The organism is Streptomyces sp. NPDC003016 (genome assembly GCF_053591455.1).
The window spans coordinates 1-20,262 of record NZ_JBSFTV010000026.1; the positions used below are offsets into that span (position 1 = coordinate 1).

16 protein-coding genes are annotated in these 20,262 nt (G+C 71.4%); 10 read left to right on the plus strand and 6 right to left on the minus strand.

All coding sequences use genetic code 11. The features are described 5' to 3' along the window. Both ACWDZ4_RS22140 and ACWDZ4_RS22145 read left to right on the plus strand, forming a co-directional pair. The coding region (locus ACWDZ4_RS22140; RefSeq protein ID WP_451508667.1) for a sigma factor-like helix-turn-helix DNA-binding protein at positions 1–92 on the plus strand (92 nt) is incomplete at its 5' end. Between the two features lie 178 nt (positions 93–270). Then, on the plus strand, positions 271–663 hold the full coding sequence (locus tag ACWDZ4_RS22145) for an ATP-binding protein (RefSeq protein WP_451510122.1): 393 nt from the start codon (positions 271–273) through the stop codon (positions 661–663). A gap of 218 nt (positions 664–881) precedes the next feature. On the opposite strand, the gene ACWDZ4_RS22150 is transcribed toward ACWDZ4_RS22145, so the two are convergent. Beyond that, complete coding sequence (locus tag ACWDZ4_RS22150) at positions 882–1,727, minus strand: class I SAM-dependent methyltransferase (protein WP_451510123.1); 846 nt, start codon at positions 1,725–1,727, stop codon at positions 882–884. A gap of 199 nt (positions 1,728–1,926) precedes the next feature. On the opposite strand from ACWDZ4_RS22150, the gene ACWDZ4_RS22155 reads away from it, so the two are divergent. Further along, positions 1,927–3,513, plus strand: a complete 1,587-nt coding sequence (locus ACWDZ4_RS22155; protein WP_451510124.1) for a hypothetical protein — start codon at positions 1,927–1,929, stop codon at positions 3,511–3,513. A 123-nt stretch (positions 3,514–3,636) separates the two neighbouring features. On the opposite strand, the gene ACWDZ4_RS22160 is transcribed toward ACWDZ4_RS22155, so the two are convergent. Further along, on the minus strand, positions 3,637–3,981 hold the full coding sequence (locus ACWDZ4_RS22160; RefSeq protein WP_451510125.1) for an STAS domain-containing protein: 345 nt from the start codon (positions 3,979–3,981) through the stop codon (positions 3,637–3,639). Positions 3,982–4,429: 448 nt separating this feature from the next. Between ACWDZ4_RS22160 and ACWDZ4_RS22165 the strand changes: the two genes are divergently transcribed. The 4 genes from ACWDZ4_RS22165 (at position 4,430) to ACWDZ4_RS22180 (ending at position 10,044) form a co-directional block, all read left to right on the plus strand. Next, entirely contained in the window at positions 4,430–4,987 is a 558-nt protein-coding gene (locus ACWDZ4_RS22165; RefSeq protein WP_451510126.1) for a PadR family transcriptional regulator, read from the plus strand. Between the two features lie 116 nt (positions 4,988–5,103). Beyond that, positions 5,104–6,822, plus strand: a complete 1,719-nt coding sequence (locus ACWDZ4_RS22170; RefSeq protein ID WP_451510127.1) for an acyl-CoA dehydrogenase family protein — start codon at positions 5,104–5,106, stop codon at positions 6,820–6,822. 236 nt (positions 6,823–7,058) lie between these two features. Further along, positions 7,059–7,469: a VOC family protein gene (locus ACWDZ4_RS22175; RefSeq protein ID WP_451510128.1), complete on the plus strand. Its 411-nt coding sequence runs from the start codon at positions 7,059–7,061 to the stop codon at positions 7,467–7,469. Positions 7,470–7,644: 175 nt separating this feature from the next. After that, the gene (locus tag ACWDZ4_RS22180) at positions 7,645–10,044 is read left to right on the plus strand and encodes an ATP-binding cassette domain-containing protein (RefSeq protein WP_451510129.1); all 2,400 of its coding nucleotides are present in this window, start codon (positions 7,645–7,647) and stop codon (positions 10,042–10,044) included. A 28-nt stretch (positions 10,045–10,072) separates the two neighbouring features. Here ACWDZ4_RS22180 and ACWDZ4_RS22185 read toward each other — a convergent pair whose 3' ends face one another. Then, complete coding sequence (locus ACWDZ4_RS22185; protein WP_451510213.1) at positions 10,073–11,641, minus strand: pectate lyase family protein; 1,569 nt, start codon at positions 11,639–11,641, stop codon at positions 10,073–10,075. Between the two features lie 916 nt (positions 11,642–12,557). After that, entirely contained in the window at positions 12,558–13,976 is a 1,419-nt protein-coding gene (locus tag ACWDZ4_RS22190; protein WP_451510130.1) for a DEAD/DEAH box helicase, read from the minus strand. Positions 13,977–14,205: 229 nt separating this feature from the next. On the opposite strand from ACWDZ4_RS22190, the gene ACWDZ4_RS22195 reads away from it, so the two are divergent. From ACWDZ4_RS22195 to ACWDZ4_RS22205, 3 genes are all read left to right on the plus strand, one after another. Continuing rightward, complete coding sequence (locus ACWDZ4_RS22195; RefSeq protein WP_451510131.1) at positions 14,206–14,355, plus strand: hypothetical protein; 150 nt, start codon at positions 14,206–14,208, stop codon at positions 14,353–14,355. A 407-nt stretch (positions 14,356–14,762) separates the two neighbouring features. Next, positions 14,763–15,086: a hypothetical protein gene (locus ACWDZ4_RS22200; protein WP_451510132.1), complete on the plus strand. Its 324-nt coding sequence runs from the start codon at positions 14,763–14,765 to the stop codon at positions 15,084–15,086. 67 nt (positions 15,087–15,153) lie between these two features. Further along, positions 15,154–17,568, plus strand: a complete 2,415-nt coding sequence (locus tag ACWDZ4_RS22205) for a tetratricopeptide repeat protein (RefSeq protein ID WP_451510133.1) — start codon at positions 15,154–15,156, stop codon at positions 17,566–17,568. On the opposite strand, the gene ACWDZ4_RS22210 is transcribed toward ACWDZ4_RS22205, so the two are convergent. Beyond that, complete coding sequence (locus tag ACWDZ4_RS22210) at positions 17,556–18,209, minus strand: undecaprenyl diphosphate synthase family protein (RefSeq protein WP_451510134.1); 654 nt, start codon at positions 18,207–18,209, stop codon at positions 17,556–17,558. The two genes, ACWDZ4_RS22205 and ACWDZ4_RS22210, sit on opposite strands and share 13 nt — an antisense overlap. Continuing rightward, entirely contained in the window at positions 18,206–19,612 is a 1,407-nt protein-coding gene (locus tag ACWDZ4_RS22215; protein ID WP_451510135.1) for an FAD-dependent oxidoreductase, read from the minus strand. Before ACWDZ4_RS22215 ends, ACWDZ4_RS22210 begins: the two co-directional genes overlap by 4 nt. Positions 19,613–20,262 lie beyond the last annotated feature (650 nt).

Below are 20,262 nucleotides of genomic sequence, written 5' to 3' on the forward strand. Positions count from 1 at the left end.
AGATCGGCGCCGAACTCGGCGTCTCCCAGATGCAGGTCTCCCGCCTCCTCAACCGCACCCTGGCCAGGCTCCGCACCGGCATGCTGGCCTGACACGCCGCATGCCTGGTTCCGACCGTCCTCACCGGCTGTGTGCGTCATGTGCAGATGCGGGACATCGGCATGAGTACCGAAAGATCGGGCAGCCCGTAAGGCTCCAGGTTCCGACGGGACGAAGGAGCGAAATGTGGCTGCTGACCGAGATCATTCGGAAACGAGCCTGCTGACCACCATGAATATCCAACAGAGCTGGCACTTCGAGGGTGTGCTGAGCGACGTGAGCGAAGCCCGCGACCGGGCCTCGGACTTCCTTTACAGCCTTGCTCGCGCCCATCCGCCCGCAACTCCGGATGCGCACGACGACGTACTGCTCGTCGTCACCGAACTGGCTTCGAACGCGTTCACTTTTGCCCCCGGGCCCTTCACCCTGACCTTGCGGGCGACGACGACCGGAACGGTGCACGTCGCCCTGACCGATGTCAATCCCACCGCACCCCGGCCCCGGCCCTTCGACCTCGCCGGCCGTGGTGGGGTGGGCTGGCATCTGATCAACACGCTCGCCGAACAGACCATCATCGTTCCGGAGACGGGCGGCAAGACCGTGCACGTCTTCCTCCCCTGGTGATCAGGAGTGGTGATCGAGGGGAGGCGGCTGCCCGCACGCCGGCTGGGGCCCGCGCATCCTGACTGGCCGGTCACCTCGGCGTTCAAGCCCTGAGCCGAGTGCCGGAGCGACATCATGGCCCTGCCGGAACGGCAGAAGGGCCGATGCCGGCCCAGGAAGCCGGGAAGGCCGGGCAGGCTCCTCCGGGGGCCGGCTCACGTGAGACACGGTTCGCTCGCTCAGAGCTCCCCCGCCGGCACTTCGGCGCCCCCGGCCGGACCGGGCGCCCGCTCGGCCGCGGGGTGGGTGACCCGGAGCTTGGACTGGCCGTGCGGCAGCCGCTCCCAGTCGTCCATGAAGCGCGCGACGAGGCCGTGCTTCGCGGCCAGCCGGGTCAGCGTCTCCGTACGGTAGTAGAAGTCCTCCCCCAGCACCTGGTGTTCGGCTCCCTCCGTGCGGTCGAAGGTGAAGTCGAAGAAGCCGCCGGGCGCCAGCACCCGTCCGACGTGCGCGAGGCATTCGTCGATGACTTCGAGCGGTGAGTGCGAGAAGACACTGTGGGCGTGCACCACCGTGAACCAGGCGCCGGGAAGGAAGTCCAGCTTCAGGTCCTCGACGGGGGTCAGGTACGGGACCCTGGCCTGCAGTCCGTAGCGGACCAGCGTCTTCTTGGCCTCGATGAGGATGTCGGGCGAGATGTCGATCCCGTAGTAGTGACCGGGCCGCAGGTGCTCGATGAACCGCCAGCCGGCGCGCAGGTTGCCGCAGCCGATCTCCAGCATCCGGTCCTGCGACGTCAGCCCGTGCCCCACCAGGTAGTCGTACTGCATCTCCCCGATGGCCAGCCAGCGGTCGTGCGAGGGGCCGCCGCCGACCGCCGCCTCGGGACTGCGGGCCGTGTCGGACGCCATCACGGCCCGGTAGTACGCGACATGGCTTCCCCGGTGCCGCAGCCGCAGCCAGCTGTCCCGCCCCGCCCGGCGCAGGTAGGGCACCACGCGCCCCGGATGCCGCAGCGCGTACCGCACCTTGTGGCCGAGACGCGAACGGTTCGCCGACAGGCGCGAAACGGGTGTCTGCTGCATGACGGCCTCCGTGCCCTCGGTGGCTTGCCCCCTGGTCGGATGCTAACCACGGGCGTCGGGATGCGCCCGCTCACTCCTTCGGGAGAACCGTTCAGCCGAGTGCCCTGCCCCGCGTGGTGGGCCCGGCGCCACCACCCGCAGCGTGGAGAGGACAGGGCGGGGGAACCGTCACCCGCCGTATCCCGAGCGAGGCCAGGCCATGCAGGAAATACGTTTCGTCGTCAGTACGCCGGAGCGTGTGCCGCGCGAGGTGCGCGCGCGCCGCTTTTCCGGCGGAGCGTTCGCCCGTCCGCTGCCCCTGCTGGCGGCCGTCGCCACTGTCTTCGCGGTCACCCACCTCGTCCTGGTCGCGCCCGGTCTCGGACTCGGCTGGGACGAGAGCGTGTACGTCAGCCAGGTCAGCCCACAGGCACCGGCGGCCTTCTTCAGCGCGCCCCGGGCCCGGGGCATCACCTACCTCGTCGCTCCGGTCGCGGCGCTGACGACCTCGACGGCGGCGCTCCGCGTGTACATGGCCGTGCTGGCCGGCGGTGGTCTGTTCCTCGCGCTGTGGGTATGGCGGCGGCTGCTGCCCGCTCCCGTGCCGGCGGTCGCCGGGGCGCTGTTCGCGAGCCTGTGGGTCACGATGTTCTACGCCTCGCAGGCGATGCCCAACCTCTGGGTCGCGTACGGGGCCCTCGCCGCCGTGGGGTGCTTCCTGCGGGCCGCCCGGGACCCCTGGGACCACTGGGCACTGATCGGCATGGGCATCGGGGTGACGTTCGCCGCGCTGATGCGTCCGTCCGACGCGGTGTGGCTGTTCCTGGCGCTCGCCGTGGCGGCCCTGGTGATGCCGCGTACACGCCGCCGGGCCCTGCTGGTCGTCGTGGCGACCGCGGGCGTGGCCCTCGGCTGCGCCGATTGGGTGGCCGAGGCGTACACCCACTACGGGGGCCTCACCGCCCGGCTGCGGCGGGCCAGCGAGATCCAGGGCCACCTGGGCTGGTACTTCGCCGTCGACGACCACGTGCGGGCCCTGGGCGGCCGTGCGCTGTGCCGGCCCTGCGACGTGCCCTGGCGCCACCCTGCCTCGGCCCTCTGGTTCTTCGCCCTGCCCCTGCTCGTCGCGGGCGGTGTGCGGGCCGCCGCCCGTACCGGGTGCCGCGCGCCGATCGTCCTGGCCACGGTGGTGGGGGCGGTGATGGCGGCGCCGTACCTGTTCACCGTCGGGTACGCGGCGCCGCGTTTCCTGCTGCCGGCGTACGCTCTGCTGGCCCTGCCCGTGGCGCAGTGCCTGGTCCGGATGTGCGGCCCCCGGTCGCAGTGGCGGCGTACCGCGACCGGGCTCGTCGCCGTGGCCGTGGCAGGCCACCTGACGATCCAGTACGCCCTGGTCGACGGGGTGGCGGACCGGGTACGGCGCGACACCGCCGACCTCACCCGGATCGCCGCCGAACTGCGCGCCCAGGGTGTGCGCCCGCCGTGTGTGATCAGCGGCGACGAGGCGGTCCGGGTCGCGTTCCGGACCGGCTGCGCCTCCCGCCAGCCCAGCGGTCACGACGAGAGCATCACGCCGCGGGCCCTCGCCGCCGCGGCGCTCCGGCAGCCCGTCGCGGTCCTCGTCTCCGCAGGGGGGCGCCCCCCTGCGTACGCCCGTGAGTGGCGCGTCCACCCGCTTCCCGACCTGGGCCGTCGGACCGGTTTCCGTGCCTGTCTGTCGCCTGTCCCCCGCCCGCCCGGCCGGGAGGCGCCCGGGACGCGCGGCGGCGCGGTGAGGGGAGGCTTTGTCACTGCCGCGGGCGGCTGACCGCGGCACGCCCGGAGCCCGGCCCGGCCGGTCCCCGCGAACGAGCGGATCGGATCCGCCCCGAAACGAGACGGGGGCAGGCGCCCATGGCGGGACGCGCTGTTCACGCGCGGGCTGCCGGGCTCAGTCCTCGAACGTCAGGAGATGCTCGGCACCGGTCCGGTGCAGAGCCCGGCGGGCCTGCTTGGAGGCGCCTCGGAGGTGTACGGCGGCCGGTGGCGCGGTCGTCGTCAGCGGCCGGACAAGGGCATACGCGCAGATCGCGTCCAGCTGCCGGACCCGGCTCAGGTCGAATACCAATTCGCTGACGCCCCGCAGCGCCGGATCGAGCAGGACCTCCTCGATCTGCGCGGCGACGGCTCCGGTCACCTCCCCGGAGAGGGCCAGCTCGGCCCGCGGCCCGTCGACGGACAGGAGGCGGATCCGGCGCTCGTCACCCGCCTGGTGGCCCTGTGCGTGATCTGCCATGAGACCTCCCTGGAACGCGTCAGGACCGGACGGTGTGTCCGGCTTCCATTTTCCCGCCGGGACCGCGAAGAGGACCACCCCGGCTCCGCGGCGGTCCCCCCGCCGGTCCGTACGGACCGGCGGGACCAGCCGATGTCCGCGGCGAGATCCCTGTGCGGGCGGACGGCGGTACCGGTCTCCAGCATCTCGCCGGTGAAGGCCAGGAGGCTCCTCCGAGGAGATGGTCGTCACCGACGTACGAGCGACAGCCCGTGACGCAGTCCGCCCGCCCCGCCGGCGCCCGGCTCGGTCGAGCGCATCGTCGTCGCCGGCCTCACGACGACGATCGATCAGGACGGCACCTGGGGCGAGGAGCGGGCGCCGCGGCTCCGCCCGGCCGCGGGTGAGCCGTGTCTCACCCGGGCCCTGCCGCTTGCCTATGCAACAAGTTGCATAGAAAGATCGGGGCATGGCGCTCGAACACGCGATCCTTGTCTCCCTGCTCGAGAAGCCGGGCTCCGGGTACGAGCTGGCCCGGCGGTTCGACCGGTCCATCGGCTACTTCTGGACCGCCACCCATCAGCAGATCTACCGCGTTCTCAAGCGGATGGAGGGCGACGGCTGGATCGACGTCCGCGAGATGCCGCAGCAGACCCGGCCGGACAAGAAGGAGTACTCCGTCACCGCCCCCGGCCGGGCCGCCCTCTCCCAGTGGCTGCACGAGCCGATCGGACTCGAGAGCGTCCGGCACGAGCTCGCGGTGAAGATCCGGGGCGCGGCCTTCGACGACCCCGCCGCGCTGATCCGCGAGGTCGAGCGGCACCATCAGGCACACACCGACCGGCTCACGCACTATCTCGCCGGGGAGTGGCGTGACTTCACCGGGCCCGGGGCTCCCCGGACGCCCGACGCGGGGCGGGAGCTCCAGCATGTCGTGCTGCGCGGCGGCATCGCGTACGAGCGGATGACGCTCGCCTGGCTCGACGACGTGCTCGCCACCCTCCGCCGGCTCGGTCCGGCGCGCTGAACCGGCGCCGACGGGGCCCCGTCCGTCCCGGCCTCTCCGCTCACCCCTCCGCACCGGAAGCTTCCCCGCTCCTGAACCCCCAACCCCCGACCCCCAAGCCGGAAAGGCGAACCACCATGGCCGACCCGCTGCTGTTCAACCCGCGCACCTACGACCCGGCGCACTTCGACCCCGAGACCCGCAGGCTGCTGCGCGCCACCGTCGACTGGTTCGAGGACCGCGGCAAGCGCAGGCTGATCGAGGACTACCGCTCCCGTGCCTGGCTGGCGGACTTCCTCGCGTTCTCCGCCGAGGAGGGGCTGTTCGCGACCTTCCTCACCCCGGCCTCCGCCGCCGGGCAGAAGGACCAGCGCTGGGACACCGCGCGCATCGCCGCCCTCAACGAGATCTTCGGCTTCTACGGCCTGGACTACTGGTACGCGTGGCAGGTCACCGTCCTCGGCCTCGGCCCGGTCTGGCAGAGCGGCAACGCCGCCGCTCGCAGCCGCGCGGCGGAACTCCTCTCGGCGGGCGAGGTGTTCGCCTTCGGCCTGTCCGAGAAGGCCCACGGCGCCGACATCTACTCCACCGACATGCTGCTGGAGCCCGACGGCGACGGCGGCTTCCGGGCGAGCGGCTCCAAGTACTACATCGGCAACGGCAACGCCGCCGGGCTCGTCTCCGTCTTCGGCCGCCGCACCGACGTCGAGGGCCCCGACGGCTACGTCTTCTTCGCCGCCGACAGCCGCCACCCGGCGTACCACCTCGTGAAGAACGTCGTCGACTCCTCGAAGTACGTCAGCGAGTTCCGCCTCGACGACTACCCGGTCGGCCCCGACGACGTACTGCACACCGGCCGCGCCGCCTTCGACGCCGCCCTCAACACCGTCAACGTCGGCAAGTTCAACCTCTGCACGGCCTCGATCGGCATCTGCGAGCACGCGATGTACGAGGCCGTCACGCACGCCGGCAACCGCATCCTCTACGGCCGCCCCGTCACCGCCTTCCCGCACGTGCGCCGCGAACTGACCGACGCGTACGTCCGGCTCGTCGGGATGAAGCTGTTCAGCGACCGCGCCGTCGACTACTTCCGCTCCGCCGGCCCCGACGACCGCCGCTACCTCCTCTTCAACCCCATGACGAAGATGAAGGTGACCACGGAGGGCGAGAAGGTCATCGACCTGATGTGGGACGTCATCGCCGCCAAGGGTTTCGAGAAGGACACCTACTTCGCCCAGGCCGCTGTCGAGATACGGGGGCTGCCGAAGCTCGAGGGCACGGTCCATGTCAACCTCGCGCTGATCCTCAAGTTCATGCGCAACCACCTGCTGGACCCGGCCGGGTACGCGCCCGTGCCGACGCGCCTCGACGCGGCCGACGACGCGTTCCTCTTCCGCCAGGGACCGGCCCGCGGTCTCGGTTCCGTACGCTTCCACGACTGGCGCACCGCCTACGACGCGTATGCCGGTGTGCCCAATGTCGGCCGGTTCCGGGAGCAGGCGGACGCCCTGTGCGCGTTCGTCACCACCGCGGCCCCCGACGAGGAGCAGAGCCGCGACCTCGACCTTCTGCTCGCCGTCGGCCAGCTGTTCGCCCTGGTCGTGCACGGTCAGCTGATCCTGGAACAGGCGCGCCTGACCGGCTTGGAGGAGGACGTGCTCGACGAGCTGTTCGCCGTGCTCGTACGTGACTTCTCCGCGCACGCCGTCGAACTGCACGGCAAGGACTCCGCCACCGTGGAGCAGCAGCAGTGGGCGCTGGGCGCGGTCCGGCGCCCGGTCGTCGACGGCGCCCGCTCGGCGCGCGTCTGGGAGCGCGTCGAGGCACTGTCCGGTGCGTACGAGATGGCGCCGTAGAGCAACGGAGCAACCGGTCGGCGGCGGACCCCGGTGCCCGCCGGTGACCGCCCGCCCCGGACCGCTGGAAGCCACAGAGCTCCGCGCGGTTCCGGGGCGGGCGGTCACGGCCCGGCCCGGCGGTGAGACGTCGGCCGTGCGACGGCGGGGACGCCCTCGCGCGTGACGAAACGGTGACCAGGACCGATCAGGAATCGAGAAGCGCGCGTCACCGGGCCGTGCCTAGCCTGACCACCATGGACCTCACCCTTCACACCAGCTTCCTCCCGCACGACGACCCGGACACCTCCCTGGCCTTCTACCGCGACACCCTCGGCTTCGAGGTCCGCAGCGACGTCGGACAGGGCAGGATGCGCTGGATCACCGTCGGCCCCGCCGGCCGGCCCGACACCTCCATCCTCCTGGCGCCGCCGGCCGCCGACCCCGGCGTCACCGAGGACGAGCGCCGCACCATCGTCGAGATGATGGCCAAGGGCACCTACGGCTGGATCCTGCTGGCCACCAAGGACCTCGACACCACCTTCGAGAAGGTGCGGGCCGGTGACGCCGAAGTCGTCCAGGAACCGACCGAGCAGCCGTACGGCATCCGCGACTGCGCCTTCCGCGATCCCGCGGGCAACCTGATCCGCATCCAGGAACTCCGCTGAGCCGTCCGGCGACCGCGGTCACGGACCGCAGCGGCGTGGCTGCCCCGGCTCCTGCGCCGGGCGCGCCCCCGGCCGGCGCAGCAGCACCAGAGGTACCGCTCGAAGCCGGCCGGATCGAGCCGGGCGACGCAACTGGTGACCGCGACAGCGGTCCCGCCCAACAGATGGAGACACGATGAGCATGGCCAAGAGGACGGACACGCAGTCGCCCGCGCCGCACGCTGCCGACAGCCACGACCTGATCCGCGTGTACGGCGCGCGCGAGAACAACCTCAAGGACATCAGCATCGAGATCCCCAAGCGCAGGCTGACGGTTTTCACCGGCGTCTCCGGCTCGGGCAAGAGCTCGCTGGTGTTCAACACGATCGCCGCGGAGTCGCAGCGGCTGATCAACGAGACCTACAGCGCCTTCGTGCAGGGATTCATGCCGACGCCGGCCCGGCCGGAGGTCGATGTCCTCGACGGGCTGACGACCGCGATCACCGTCGACCAGCAGCGGCTGGGCGCCGACCCCCGCTCCACCGTCGGCACCGTCACCGACGCCAACGCGATGCTGCGCATCCTCTTCAGCCGGCTCGGTGAGCCGCACATCGGCCCGCCCAGCGCGTACTCCTTCAACACCGCCTCGGTCCGGGCCAGCGGTGCGATCACCGTCGAGCGCGGTACGAAGAAGACGGTGAAGGCGACCTTCAACCGCACCGGCGGCATGTGCACCCGCTGCGAAGGCCGGGGCACGGTCTCCGACATCGACCTCACCCAGCTCTACGACGACTCCAAGTCGCTCGCCGAGGGCGCGTTCACCATCCCCGGCTGGAAGTCGGACAGCCAGTGGACCGTGGGGCTCTACGCCCAGTCGGGCTTCCTCGACCCGCACAAGCCGATCCGCAGCTTCACAGAGAAGGAACTGCAGGACTTCCTCTACGGCGAGCCGGCCAAGGTGAAGGTCAACGGGATCAACCTCACCTACGAGGGCCTGATCCCCAAGATCCAGAAGTCGTTCCTGTCCAAGGACAAGGAGGCGATGCAGCCGCACATCCGGGCGTTCGTGGAGCGGGCGGTCACCTTCACCACCTGCCCCGAGTGCGACGGCACGCGGCTCAGTGAGGGGGCCCGGTCGTCGAAGATCGGGGGAATCGGCATCGCCGACGCGTGCGCGATGGAGATCCGCGACCTGGCCGAGTGGGTCCGCGGCCTCGACGAGCCGTCGGTGGGGCCCCTGCTCACCGCGTTGCGGCAGAGCCTCGACTCGTTCGTGGAGATCGGCCTCGGCTACCTCTCGCTGGAGCGGCCGTCGGGCACGCTGTCGGGCGGTGAGGCACAGCGCGTCAAAATGATCCGCCACCTCGGCTCCTCCCTCACCGACACGACCTACGTCTTCGACGAGCCCACCGTCGGCCTGCACCCCCATGACATCCAGCGGATGAACGACCTGCTGCTGCGGCTGCGGGACAAGGGCAACACCGTGCTCGTCGTGGAGCACAAACCGGAGACGATCGCGATCGCCGACCATGTCGTCGACCTCGGCCCCGGCGCCGGTACGGCGGGCGGCACCGTCTGCTTCGAGGGGACCGTCGAGGGGCTGCGGGCCAGCGGTACCGTCACCGGCCGCCATTTCGACGACCGGTCCACCCTCAAGGAGACGGTGCGCAAGCCCACCGGCGCGCTGGAGATCCGCGGCGCGACGACGCACAACCTGCGGGGTGTCGACGTCGACATCCCGCTCGGGGTGCTCTGCGTGGTCACCGGCGTCGCCGGCTCCGGCAAGAGCTCGCTGATCCACGGATCGGTCCCCGCCGGGGCGGGAGTCGTCTCGGTCGACCAGGGAGCGATCAAGGGTTCGCGCCGGAGCAACCCGGCGACGTACACGGGACTGCTCGAGCCGGTCCGCAAGGCGTTCGCGAAGGCCAACGGCGTGAAGCCGGCGCTGTTCAGCGCCAACTCCGAGGGCGCCTGCCCCACCTGCAACGGCACCGGTGTCATCTACACCGACCTGGCGATGATGGCCGGCGTCGCCACCCCCTGCGAGGACTGCGAGGGCAAGCGGTTCCAGGCCGAGGTGCTCAAGTACACCCTCGGCGGCAAGGACATCAGCGAGGTGCTCGCGATGTCGGTGACCGAGGCCGAGGAGTTCTTCGGCGCCGGCGAGGCCCGCACGCCGGCCGCCCACGCCGTCCTCAACCGGCTCGTCGACGTCGGGCTCGGCTACGTCAGTCTCGGCCAGCCGCTCACCACGCTGTCCGGTGGCGAGCGGCAGCGGCTCAAGCTGGCCACTCACCTGGGCACCAAGGGCGGCGACCGCCTCGTGTACGTACTCGACGAGCCGACCACCGGTCTCCACCTCGCCGACGTCGAACAGCTGCTGGGCCTGCTCGACCGGCTCGTCGACTCCGGCAGGTCGGTCATCGTCGTCGAGCACCACCAGGCGGTCATGGCGCACGCCGACTGGATCATCGACCTCGGCCCCGGTGCCGGCCACGACGGCGGCAAGATCGTCTTCGAGGGCACACCCGCCGATCTCGTCGCCGCCCGCTCCACCCTCACCGGCGAGCACCTCGCGGCCTACGTCGGCACCTGACCGAGGCCCTCGCGGACACCGTGCGCCGCTACCCGGCGTAGGTCTCGTACTCGGCGATCTTCGGGGTGCCGGCCGAGCCGGTGATCTCGAAGGTGATCTTCTGCAGCGAGGTGCGGGGGAAGGTGATGACGCCCGCACCGCTGCCGGAGGTCAGGACGGCTCCGGTGTCGGCGTTGACGACCCTCCAGGACCTGATGCTGCCTGCGGAGCCCGACGCCTCCCGGATGTTGATCTTGGATACGGTGGTGGCGGTGCCCCACTTGACCGAGATCAGGCCGGTCGAGCCGGCCGGCGACCAGGAGGTGCTCATGTCGCCGTCCCGCACGTTGCCGTAACTCGTCCCGTCGGCCTTGCCGGAGCCGTCGGAGCCGGCCCCGATGCTGAGGTTGGTCCCGCTGGGCTGGGTCGGTCCGGGGGTGGGGGTGGTGGGTCCCGGTGTGGGGGTGGTGGGCGGTGGCGTGGGACCGGTCGGGGTCGGGGCCGGTGTCTGCGGCGAGCAGTTGCCGTTCGACACCTGCAGACCCTTGTCGGCGCCCGCCGTCCGGCTCACGACGTCCGGCACGCAACCGGCCGCGTCGAGGCTGAAGGGGTAGGGGATGCCGACGGTGGTGTTGGACTTCGGGTCGGGGCCGGCGGGGTTGTTCTCGGTGCCGCGGCCGGACCAGGTCACGTTGTCGAAGGTGTTGCCGCTGACCTGCCAGTACCCGGCCGCGTCGGTGTAGAAGGTGCCCAGGACGTCCTTGGAGTCCTTGAAGTAGTTGTTGTCCACCTTGGCGCGGGCCCCCGCCCGGGAGTTGATGCCGGACTCGTTGAGCCTGAGGTAGTAGTTGTTGTACATGTGGGCCGTGCCGCCCCGCAGCAGGGGCGCGCGGGAGTCGATGTTCTCGTACAGGTTGTGGTGGTACGTGATGAAGCTGTTCGAGAGGTCGCTCTCGCTCGACCCGACGAGGCCACCGCGGCCGGAGTTGCGCAGGGTGCTGTAGGACAGGGTCACGTACTGGGTGTTGTCCTTCATGTCGAAGAGGCCGTCGAACCCTTCCGACTCCCCGCCCGACGCCTCCAGACTGACGTGGTCGACCCAGACGTTGCGGACGCCGCTCTCCATGCCGATGGCGTCACCGCCGTTGGACGTGGGCGAGCCCGACTTCTTGACGTTCCGGACGGTCACGTTCTGGATGATGATGTTGCTGGCTTCGCGTATGTGGATGCCCAGTTGGTCGAAGACGGCTCCGCTGCCGACCCCGACGATCGTGACGTTGCTGATCTGCTTGAGCTCGATCACGCCGTCGGCGGTGTTGCAACTGGCGCCCGACACCTTGCTGGTGTTGCCGTGGTTGACGGTGCCCTCGACCTGGATGGTGATCGGAGTGCTGCTGCTGGCCCGGCCGCACAGGGCCGCATGGATCGCGGTCCCCGTGGTGGCCCGCACCGTCTGCCCGCCCGCACCGCCGGTGGTCCCCCCGTTCTGGGTCGCGTAACCGGTGGCGGTGCCGGTCGCCGCCGACGCCTCGGGTACCGACAGAACCACACCGGTCGCGGCCGCAAGGGCCGTCGTGGCCAGCGCCGCATAGAGCCGCAGTGCGACTGGTCGTCTCATCTTCGCCTCGCCTTTCGTCTTCGAATCCTGAGTAATGCCGCCGAATGTCGTGCTCATGTCACTAATTTGTCGAGGCCGGCGCCCGGACGTGGGCGCCCTTCTCGATGCGGATCGGGTCGGCGGTTCCGCTGCGGCCCGGACCTTCGAGACCGCCGGCACCGGCGGCCACGGCGTCACCTGCGCAGCGACCGCTGGAGCCGACGGTGCGAACAGCCGGCCGCTACAAGAAGCCGTCGCCGTCGAAACCGCGCCGGACGACGCGATACGTCTCCGTCATGGCGTACACCCTTCGCTCCATGGCGCGCCGGCATCCCGGGTGAAGCCCTCACGCCGGATCGGTGGCGGCTCATACGCAGAGCCGCGGCAGGTGCCGCGACGGCCGCCTCCGCCGGAACGGTCCCCGCGAAGGGGGAAAGCGCTTTCCATTCGTGAGCATAGGGTGGCGTCCGCTGGACTGGCAAGGTTCTGGCCGGTTGTGGAATGCGGCCGGAACCCCAAGGCGGTGCCCACCCCGGCGCCATCGGCGAGCACAGGATCGCGGAAGCCTTCGCGGACCCGACGCACCAGGGACGCGGACTGCGCGCACACGGGCGTCAGCCGCATCCGCACGCTCACCGTACGCACGGCCGACGGTGAGGAGGCGGAGCCGGAAGTCCCCAGGCCCGACCACCGCCTCCGCTGCCGCGGTTCCGCCTGCCCCGCCCGCACCGAGCGCTCATCTCCGTACGTACGCCAAGGAGTTGGCCCTGGAGGATGGCCCGCGCACCCAGGAGCCGGCCGAGGCATCCATCCGGCACCTGGACCGGAGCGGACAGCCGTACGACCGGTCTGACACCCGTCACCTGACATCCGGCCTCGCCCGCTTCGCCACCTCCCGCAACAGCTCGCGGCGGCGATGCGGCAGGTCCGTCCGGCGTCAGCGGCCCTTGCGCACCCGGGCCGCCGCGCGGGCTTCCGCCGTCTTGCGGGCCTCGGCGGCTTTGCGGGATTCCTTCGCGGGGCGGCCCGGACGAGTGCCGAGGCCGCGGAAGGGGGCGTTGCCGCTGTTGCTCTTCGCCTCGACCGGCGGGCGCTTCGCCCCGGTGATGGCGGTCAGCTGCTCCTCGCCGGAGCGCACCTGTGTGACAGTCGGCCGGATGCGGGCGTCGGTCATCATCCGGTTCACATCGCGCCGCTGGTTGGGGGTGACCAGGGTGACCACGTTCCCGGACTCCCCGGCGCGTGCCGTGCGCCCGCCACGGTGCAGGTAGTCCTTGGCGTCGGCCGGCGGGTCGACGTTGACGACAAGGTCGAGCGCGTCGATGTGAATGCCCCGCGCCGCGACATTGGTGGCCACCAGCACGGTGATCTCACCGTCCTTGAACCGGGCGAGCGTGTGCGTGCGCTGCGGCTGCGACTTCCCGCTGTGCAGGGCGGCGGCCTCTACGCCGGCGGCCCGCAGATGACGGGCGAACTGGTCGACGCCGGCCTTGGTGTCGAGGAACATCAGTACCCGGCCGTCCCGCGCGGCGATCTCGGTCGCGATCGCGTACTTGTCGGCGGCGTGGATGTTCAGCACATGGTGTTCCATCGTGGTGATCGAGGCCGCCACCCGGTCGACCGAGGCGAGCACCGGGTCGTGCAGGTGGCTCCGCACCAGCTGGTCGACGTTGCGGTCGAGCGTGGCCGAGAAGAGCAGCCGCTGCCCGTCGGGGCGGACCTGGTCCAGGATGTCCGAGACCTGCGGCAGGAACCCCAGGTCGCACATCTGGTCCGCCTCGTCCAGCACCGTGATCCGCACCTGGTTCAGGTGGCAGTCCCGACGCGACACCAGGTCGGCCAGCCGCCCCGGCGTCGCGACGACCACGTCGGCGCCGGTCCGCAACAGCGCCACCTGCCGGTTGATGGACAGCCCGCCGACCACCGTCGCCAGGCGCACGTTCAGCGCCTGCGCGTACGGCGTCAGCGCGTCGCTCACCTGCTGCGCGAGTTCACGGGTCGGCACCAGGACCAGTGCGAGCGGCTGCTTCGGCTCCGCTCGCAGGCCGGCGATCCGGACGAGCAGCGCAAGCCCGAAAGCGAGCGTCTTGCCCGAGCCGGTCCGCGCGCGGCCGAGGACATCACGGCCGGCCAGCGCGTCGGGCAGAGTGGCCGCCTGGATCGGGAAAGGCTCCTTCACCCCGAGGCCGGCCATCGTCGTCATCAGCTCCGGCGGCAGCCCGAGCGCGTCGAAGGACTCGGCCGGCGGCAGGCCCGGGGCCGCCGTCTGCGGCGTCGAGAGTTCACCCCGCGGCGCTGTCGCCCGCCGGGGCTTGCCGGTACGGGAGAGTCCGGAGGCCGGCGGCTTCGCGTTCATGGGGGAACCTTCTCTCGATCTGGCGCCCGGAACGCGCCGGGGCCCGTACCCCTCGGTACGGGCCCCGGCGGTGTCGAAGCGTGCCCCCAGTTTACCAGCGGGTGCCCGGACGCCTGCCGGTCCGGCGGGCGCCGGTCCGCTCCGGCCCCGCAGAGCGAACCAGCACCGCTCGGAGGTGGTGGTGTGCCGGGCGAGCATCCCGATCAGTTCGTGCCACCGGATGCCCGGCGTGACTTCGCATCCGCAGGCGGCGCCCGCAGCCGCCCACCGCACCGGCTTCCCGCTCAGGGAAGCCGGATGCAGAACCCTGGCGCAGACGGCGGACCCGGACGCGGCGGAGGCCCGACGAGCCACCACGGGCGGCGGTTGGAAGGTGTAGTCCGCGGAGCACCTCGTCCAGCACTTCCGACGCGGGCAAGACCCACATCGCCGTCGCTCCCGCGGTCGCCGCCTGCCGCCCGGGCGTGTCCGGCAGTCCCCCCGTAGCGCCCCGCCCCGCCCTCGCGCCTGGGCCGGTGGTTGCGCCACTGGAGCTTTTCCCACCTCACGCCGAGACGCGGTGAGGGGCGAGGGACATGCCCGCCGACGTGTCTGGCGACCGGCGGAGGAACTGTCGGGCCCCCGTGCAGGCGACGCGTAAGACGCGGCGGTCACGCGGACAAGAACGCGGCCGGAGTGCTGTGAAACGCGGACGCCGCCGGAGTCGTCCCGGTACGATTTCAGCGGCCGCGCCGGTCGTCGCCGTACGTAAAGCCATGACGCATCCGGGGCAGGACGGAGACAGCCATGAGCACAGGCACTCGGCGCGGTTGGGCCGCAGCAGCGACGTTCGCCCTTGCCGCGGCCGTCAACGTCGTCACCGGCATCCTCACCCAGCAGTGGTCGGCCGCGTGGTGGCTCACGCTCGCGGTCCTGGTGATCGTCGGCGGTGGCCTGCAGGCATGGGTGACCCTGGGAGAGCGCCCCACCGCCCGACAGCGGGTGGACAACACCGTCGTCGGCGGATCGGTGACCCAGCGGCTGACGGAACCCGGTGAGCAGTCCGTCTCCGACTCCCGGCTGGGCGGCGGCCTGACGCAGCGTCAGGGCGAGGAGGCCGATGGCACCTAGAAGGTGGAGCTTTCGACGGCGGCACGGGTGCGCGGCACCCGGCGAGCAGAGTGTCCGGGACGTCGCCGTGGACGGGGACCTTGTCCAGGCGGGTGGTGACGCGGTCTCCCATGTCACCGCTGATGTCGTCGCCGTCGGTGACAACCCCCACGTGGACTTGCGCAGCGATCTGACCGTGCACGGCGACCTGAACGTGTCCGGCGGCTACGTGGCAGGGCGGGACATCCACATAGCGCAGGACACCGCGCCCGCGCCGCGCCCCCGGTTGCTGCCGCGTGACACAGCCGACTTCGTCAACCGGGTGGCCGAACTGGCGGAGGCCGCCGGTCTGACACGGAACACCGGCCCGTCACCTGTCATCGTCTTCACAGGCTCCGCCGGCGTGGGCAAGACGACGCTTGCCGTGCACTTGTGCCACTCCCTGGCGGAGAGCCATCCCGACGGTGCTCTCTTCGCGGACGTCGGTGGATTCGGTGGCCGGCCGCGCCGGACCTCCGACGTGCTGGCGGAGTTCCTGCTGGCTCTGGGCCTGCCGGCGCAGCGCATCCCCGTGACGTTCGAGGACCGGCGTAATCAATTCCGCACCATGACCGCCGACGCGCGCCTGGTCGTGCTGATCGACAACGTGGCAGAGGAGGAGCAGGTCAGGGACCTGCTTCCGGCCGGCGCGGCGGTGGCCGTGGTGGTGACCAGCCGCAGACGCCTCGCCGGCCTCTCCGGGGCCCGGCTGCTGGACGTCGGGAGCCTGCGCCATGAGGCGGCGACGGAGTTGCTGCGCCTCGTGGCACACCACGCCGCCGACGCCTCGGACGAAACGCTGTCGCTCATCGCCTCGTACTGTGCGGGACTCCCGCTCGCCCTCGTGATCGCCGGGGCACGGATGAACGTACTGCCCCTCTCTTCCGGGACGCGGATGGCGGACCTGCTGGGCGACGAGAAACGGCGTCTGAACTGGCTTTCGGCAGGAGACCTTGCCGTGCGGACATCCTTCCAGGCCAGTTACCGGCAGCTTCCCGACGAGGAGCAGCGGGCGTTTCGGCTGCTGTCGCGGGTAGAGGGCGGCAGGTTCGCCACCTGGCACCTTGCGGCGCTCTGCGGATCCGGCCACGACCGGGCGGAGCGGATCCTCACCCATCTGTACGACCTGAACCTCGTCCGGACGGCGGCCGTCCCGGACGGCTGCGACCACGTGCTCTACCAGTTCCATGACTTGATCAGGGACTTCGCGCAGGAACTGTGCGCCTTGGAGGGGCCTTCGGCCGATTCCGACGACCGCTTGGTCAGGGCCTACCGACGGATCACCGCCGTGGTGGGCCAGGCACTGTCCCCGACGAGCGGCGGCAGCGCCGGCCCCTTGATCGTCGACCTCGCGGAGGCGGGTCTGCTGCGCATCCGCGAGGTCGACGCCTGGTGCGCCGCGGAGTACCCGAACGTCTTGCTCATGGCACGGCGGGCCTCGGAGGCCGGGCGTGGGGAAGACGCTGCCGCCCTCGGCGGCGCGCTCATGCCGTTCTTCCAGACCCGGTGCATGTGGGACACGGCCGAGGAGTCCTACGCGATCGCCGCCGAGGCGGTCGACCGGGGCGGCGACGCCACCACGAAGGTCACACTGCTCCTCGCCCTCGCGGGCGTCCGCAGGTCGCAGGCGCGCTGGGCGGAAGCCGTGGACGCCCTGGAGGAGACCCTGACCCTGCAGCAAGGCCGACCGCCCAGCAGGGAAACGGCATACGCACTCGGCGGTATCGGCGTGGCGCTGCGCAACGAGGGCTCCTGGGAGGCGGCGTGGCGCTGCTTCCAGGACAGCCGTCGCATACTGAGCGGCGTCGACGACCCGTGGGGCACGGCCTTCGCGGTGCGCGGCCTCGGCACCGTGCGTCAGGCACAGGAACGCTGGGAGGAGGCGATGGGGTTCCTCTCCGAGGCGGTGCGCCTGTTCCGTACCGCCGGTGACACGGGCCGCGAGGCAATGGCTCTGGTACGGGTCGGTGCCGTGCTGCGGGGCCAGGGTCACGCCCGTGACGCCCTTGCGGTCCACGAGCGCCTGATACCGGTCTTCGAGAGCCGTCACAACCGCAGCTGGGTCGGCATCACGGCCGTGCACCAAGCAGCCGGCTGGTCCGATCTGGGCGACCAACGACAGGCGGAGGCCCGCCTCGACCTGGCCGTACCCGTGTTCGACGATCTCGGTGACAGGCGGTGGCAAGCCATCGCGCACCTGCACCGGAGCACCGTCCACCGCAGGGCCGGCCGTCCCGGGCCGGCGCATGCGTGCCTCGAAGCGGCCGCCGCCGGCTTCGCCGAGCTCGGGGACCGGCCCGGCAGTGCGTATGCCGCCCATGAACGGGGCCTCCTTCTGCGGAGTGCCGGCGACGGGGCGGGGGCGCGCGCTGCTCTCAGCGCCGCGCATCGGGCGTTCCGTGATCTGGGTTCGCGCCGGGCGGACCGGATCGCCGCCCTGCTGGAACCCGGTCAGCTGCCCTGAAGCCGCTCGCGACCGGCGAAGTCGGCAAGGGCGGACCGTACGTCCGAGGGCGTGAGGTCGTTGAAGAGCGTCTCGACCGTGTGGAGGTGTGCGTACTGGCTCTGCAGCGGCAAGAAGCCGCTGAGCAGGTTCCCCCCACCGGTCCTGAGCACCAGGTCGACGTCCTCGCGCACGCCGAGCCGTCGAGCCGGCGGCGCCTGGGGGGCCGGGTGCGCGCATGCCGCCCGCAGCTCCTCCCAGGCGTCGTAGGCCACCAGCAGGTACAGGCGGCGCTCGGTGCCCGCGGCCGGACCGTCGAGCGCATGCAGTGCCTGCCGGTAGTCGGCGGGAATCCGGGAGAGCTCGCCCACGGCCGACACCCGGGCGGAGTGTCTCGCCAGGACCTGCGGCAGCAAGCGTGCGCAGAAGTGGGTCTCGGCCTCGAACACCGCCCCGAGCTCCGCCTGGGACCGCGACAGATTGCGCAGACTGAGCAGATACAGGGACACCACGGGCACGCCTGCCGAGTACAGGACGTCCACGACGCGTGCGAGGTTCTCCATCGCGAGCAGATAACCGTCCGCCAGCGGGACACCACGGCGCCTGGACCAGCGGCGGGTTCCGTCGGGGATGACCCCGACGTGCCGGGCTGCCGCGTTCATGACCGCCTCCGTCCGTCTTCCACGAACACGGGATCGTCGGCGACCCGCCGGACATCGCGCGGGGCGCGCGAGCCGTACGCGACCTCCGCGGCCAGCGCCCCCATCCTCATGGCGCTGTCCATGTTGACGTAGCGGTGCGAGCCGAGCCGGCCGGCACTGACCACGGACGGGGACGCCCCGTCCAGGTAGTCGTCGACGGCTGTCAGATCCGGCGAGGCCGGAGCGGACAGCGGATAGTGCCGCCGGATCCGCAGCACCCGCTCGACACGCAGCCGCGCGGCTGCACCGAAGAAGGGCAGGGCGGCCGCGTCCCGCACGGTCCGCCGTCCGAGATCCGTATCCGGCAGGTCCCACAGCCCGTCGCCGGGGTCGCAGTGGATCTCGAAGCAGAAGCCGGCCGGCGATCCCGGCGCCCCCGCCCCCGTGTACCCCGTAGGTGAGTAGACGCGGGTGAAGACCTGCCCTTGCGGGAAGTAGCAGAGGTCGCACGGCATACCTGCTGTGGCGTCGTCGGTCGACAGGTAGACGAAGACGGTGGCCCGGTAGCGCAGCCGGCCCGCTGCGCGGTGGACGGCGGAAGGGACCGTTCCCTCGTCCGCACACCGCAGGAAGGTGTCCACCGGACCGGTGTTGATCACGGCGTCCAGCGTGTGGACCACACGCCGGCCGGCCGTCCGTGCCCGCAGTTCGACTCCGTCGCCGGTACGTCCCCAGGACACCACGGTGGTGTCGGTGCGGACCGAGCCGCCGCGGTGCCGCACCGCGACGGCCAGTGCTGCGACGATGCGGCCGATACCGCCCTGCGGGTAGTACGACGTCCGCGACGGGGCCGCCCGGCCCGCCAACTGCCGCAGGGCGGTGCCCGCGTCCGGGACGGCTATGCGCTGCCGGCCCCACAGGGCGGGCAGCGCGGAGGGCGGGACACCCACGTTCTTGCTGACGTGATGGAGAACGTAGAACTCGTACAGTGGGCGTCCGAACCGGCGTACCGCCCATTCCTCGAGGTCCGTCGCAGTGGCGGACGGGCGGAGCACGCCGAGCGCCCTGGCCGCGAAATAGCTCAGCACCGGGCGCGCTGCGGCGCGCACTCCCGAGACGTGCACGAAGTCCCCCAGGTGGAACGGAAAGCGGTACATCCTGCCACTTCTCCAGATGCCACGGGTGGGTGAGACCCGCCGCAGCCTGGCGCCCAGCAGCGTCTCGACGTCCTGCACCACGGCGGCGTCTCCCGGGTAAAGGGTGTGCGGGCCCAGGTCGAAGGTCAGACCGCCCGCCCGGATGGAGGAAGCCAGCCCGCCGACGGTCCCGGCGCTCTCGAAGACCTCCACGTCGGCGCCCAGTTCGAGGGCCCTGCGCGCCGCTGACAGCCCGGCGAGCCCTCCGCCGACAACGCCGATGCGCATGCTCCGACTCCTGCCGCGGGTCCGGTGTGCGTACGGGCTCCAACAGCATGCTGCTGTCACGGCGTGGGAGATGCTGTCCTTTCCGGCCATTCGCCGACGGGTTGCTTTGCGTGGAGGCGTCGGCGACTGGTTCGTCGAGGCCCGGGCGCGGGGAGCACGGCGCTGCCGCGGGTGGCGGCGGCGCGGTCGGACGCGCAGGAGTCGTGGCAGGGCCTGAACACTGCGGGCGGCGAAGCACGCGCGGGTGTCCTCGCCGGGTTCGGTGCCGCGAGTGAAGCAGATCAGGCTGCCGGTCGACTGGCGGAAAAGCAGGGCGTGGTGGACCGGGGGCGGGCCTACGGCCAGGCCCCGGTGGGCTCGTCGCGCGCCTCCCAGCCGTGGCAGTACGAGCAGTACGAGCAGTGCACCACACCGTGCCCCCAGTGCTCAGCAGGCCCGTGAACCTCGGGCAGGACTTCGCGCAGCCCGGTGGCGATGAGCCGGCGGCGCGCCGGCAGGGTGCTGCCGTCGGCGAGGGGGCCGTGAAGCGCAGGTCTCCCTCGGCAGAGGGGCCGGCCGGGGCAGCGGAAGCCGCTTGCCCGGTCACGACCAGGCCGTGCACGCCGTCGGCGGGTCCGTTGCGCGGGTGTCACCCTCGGTCACGACGACAA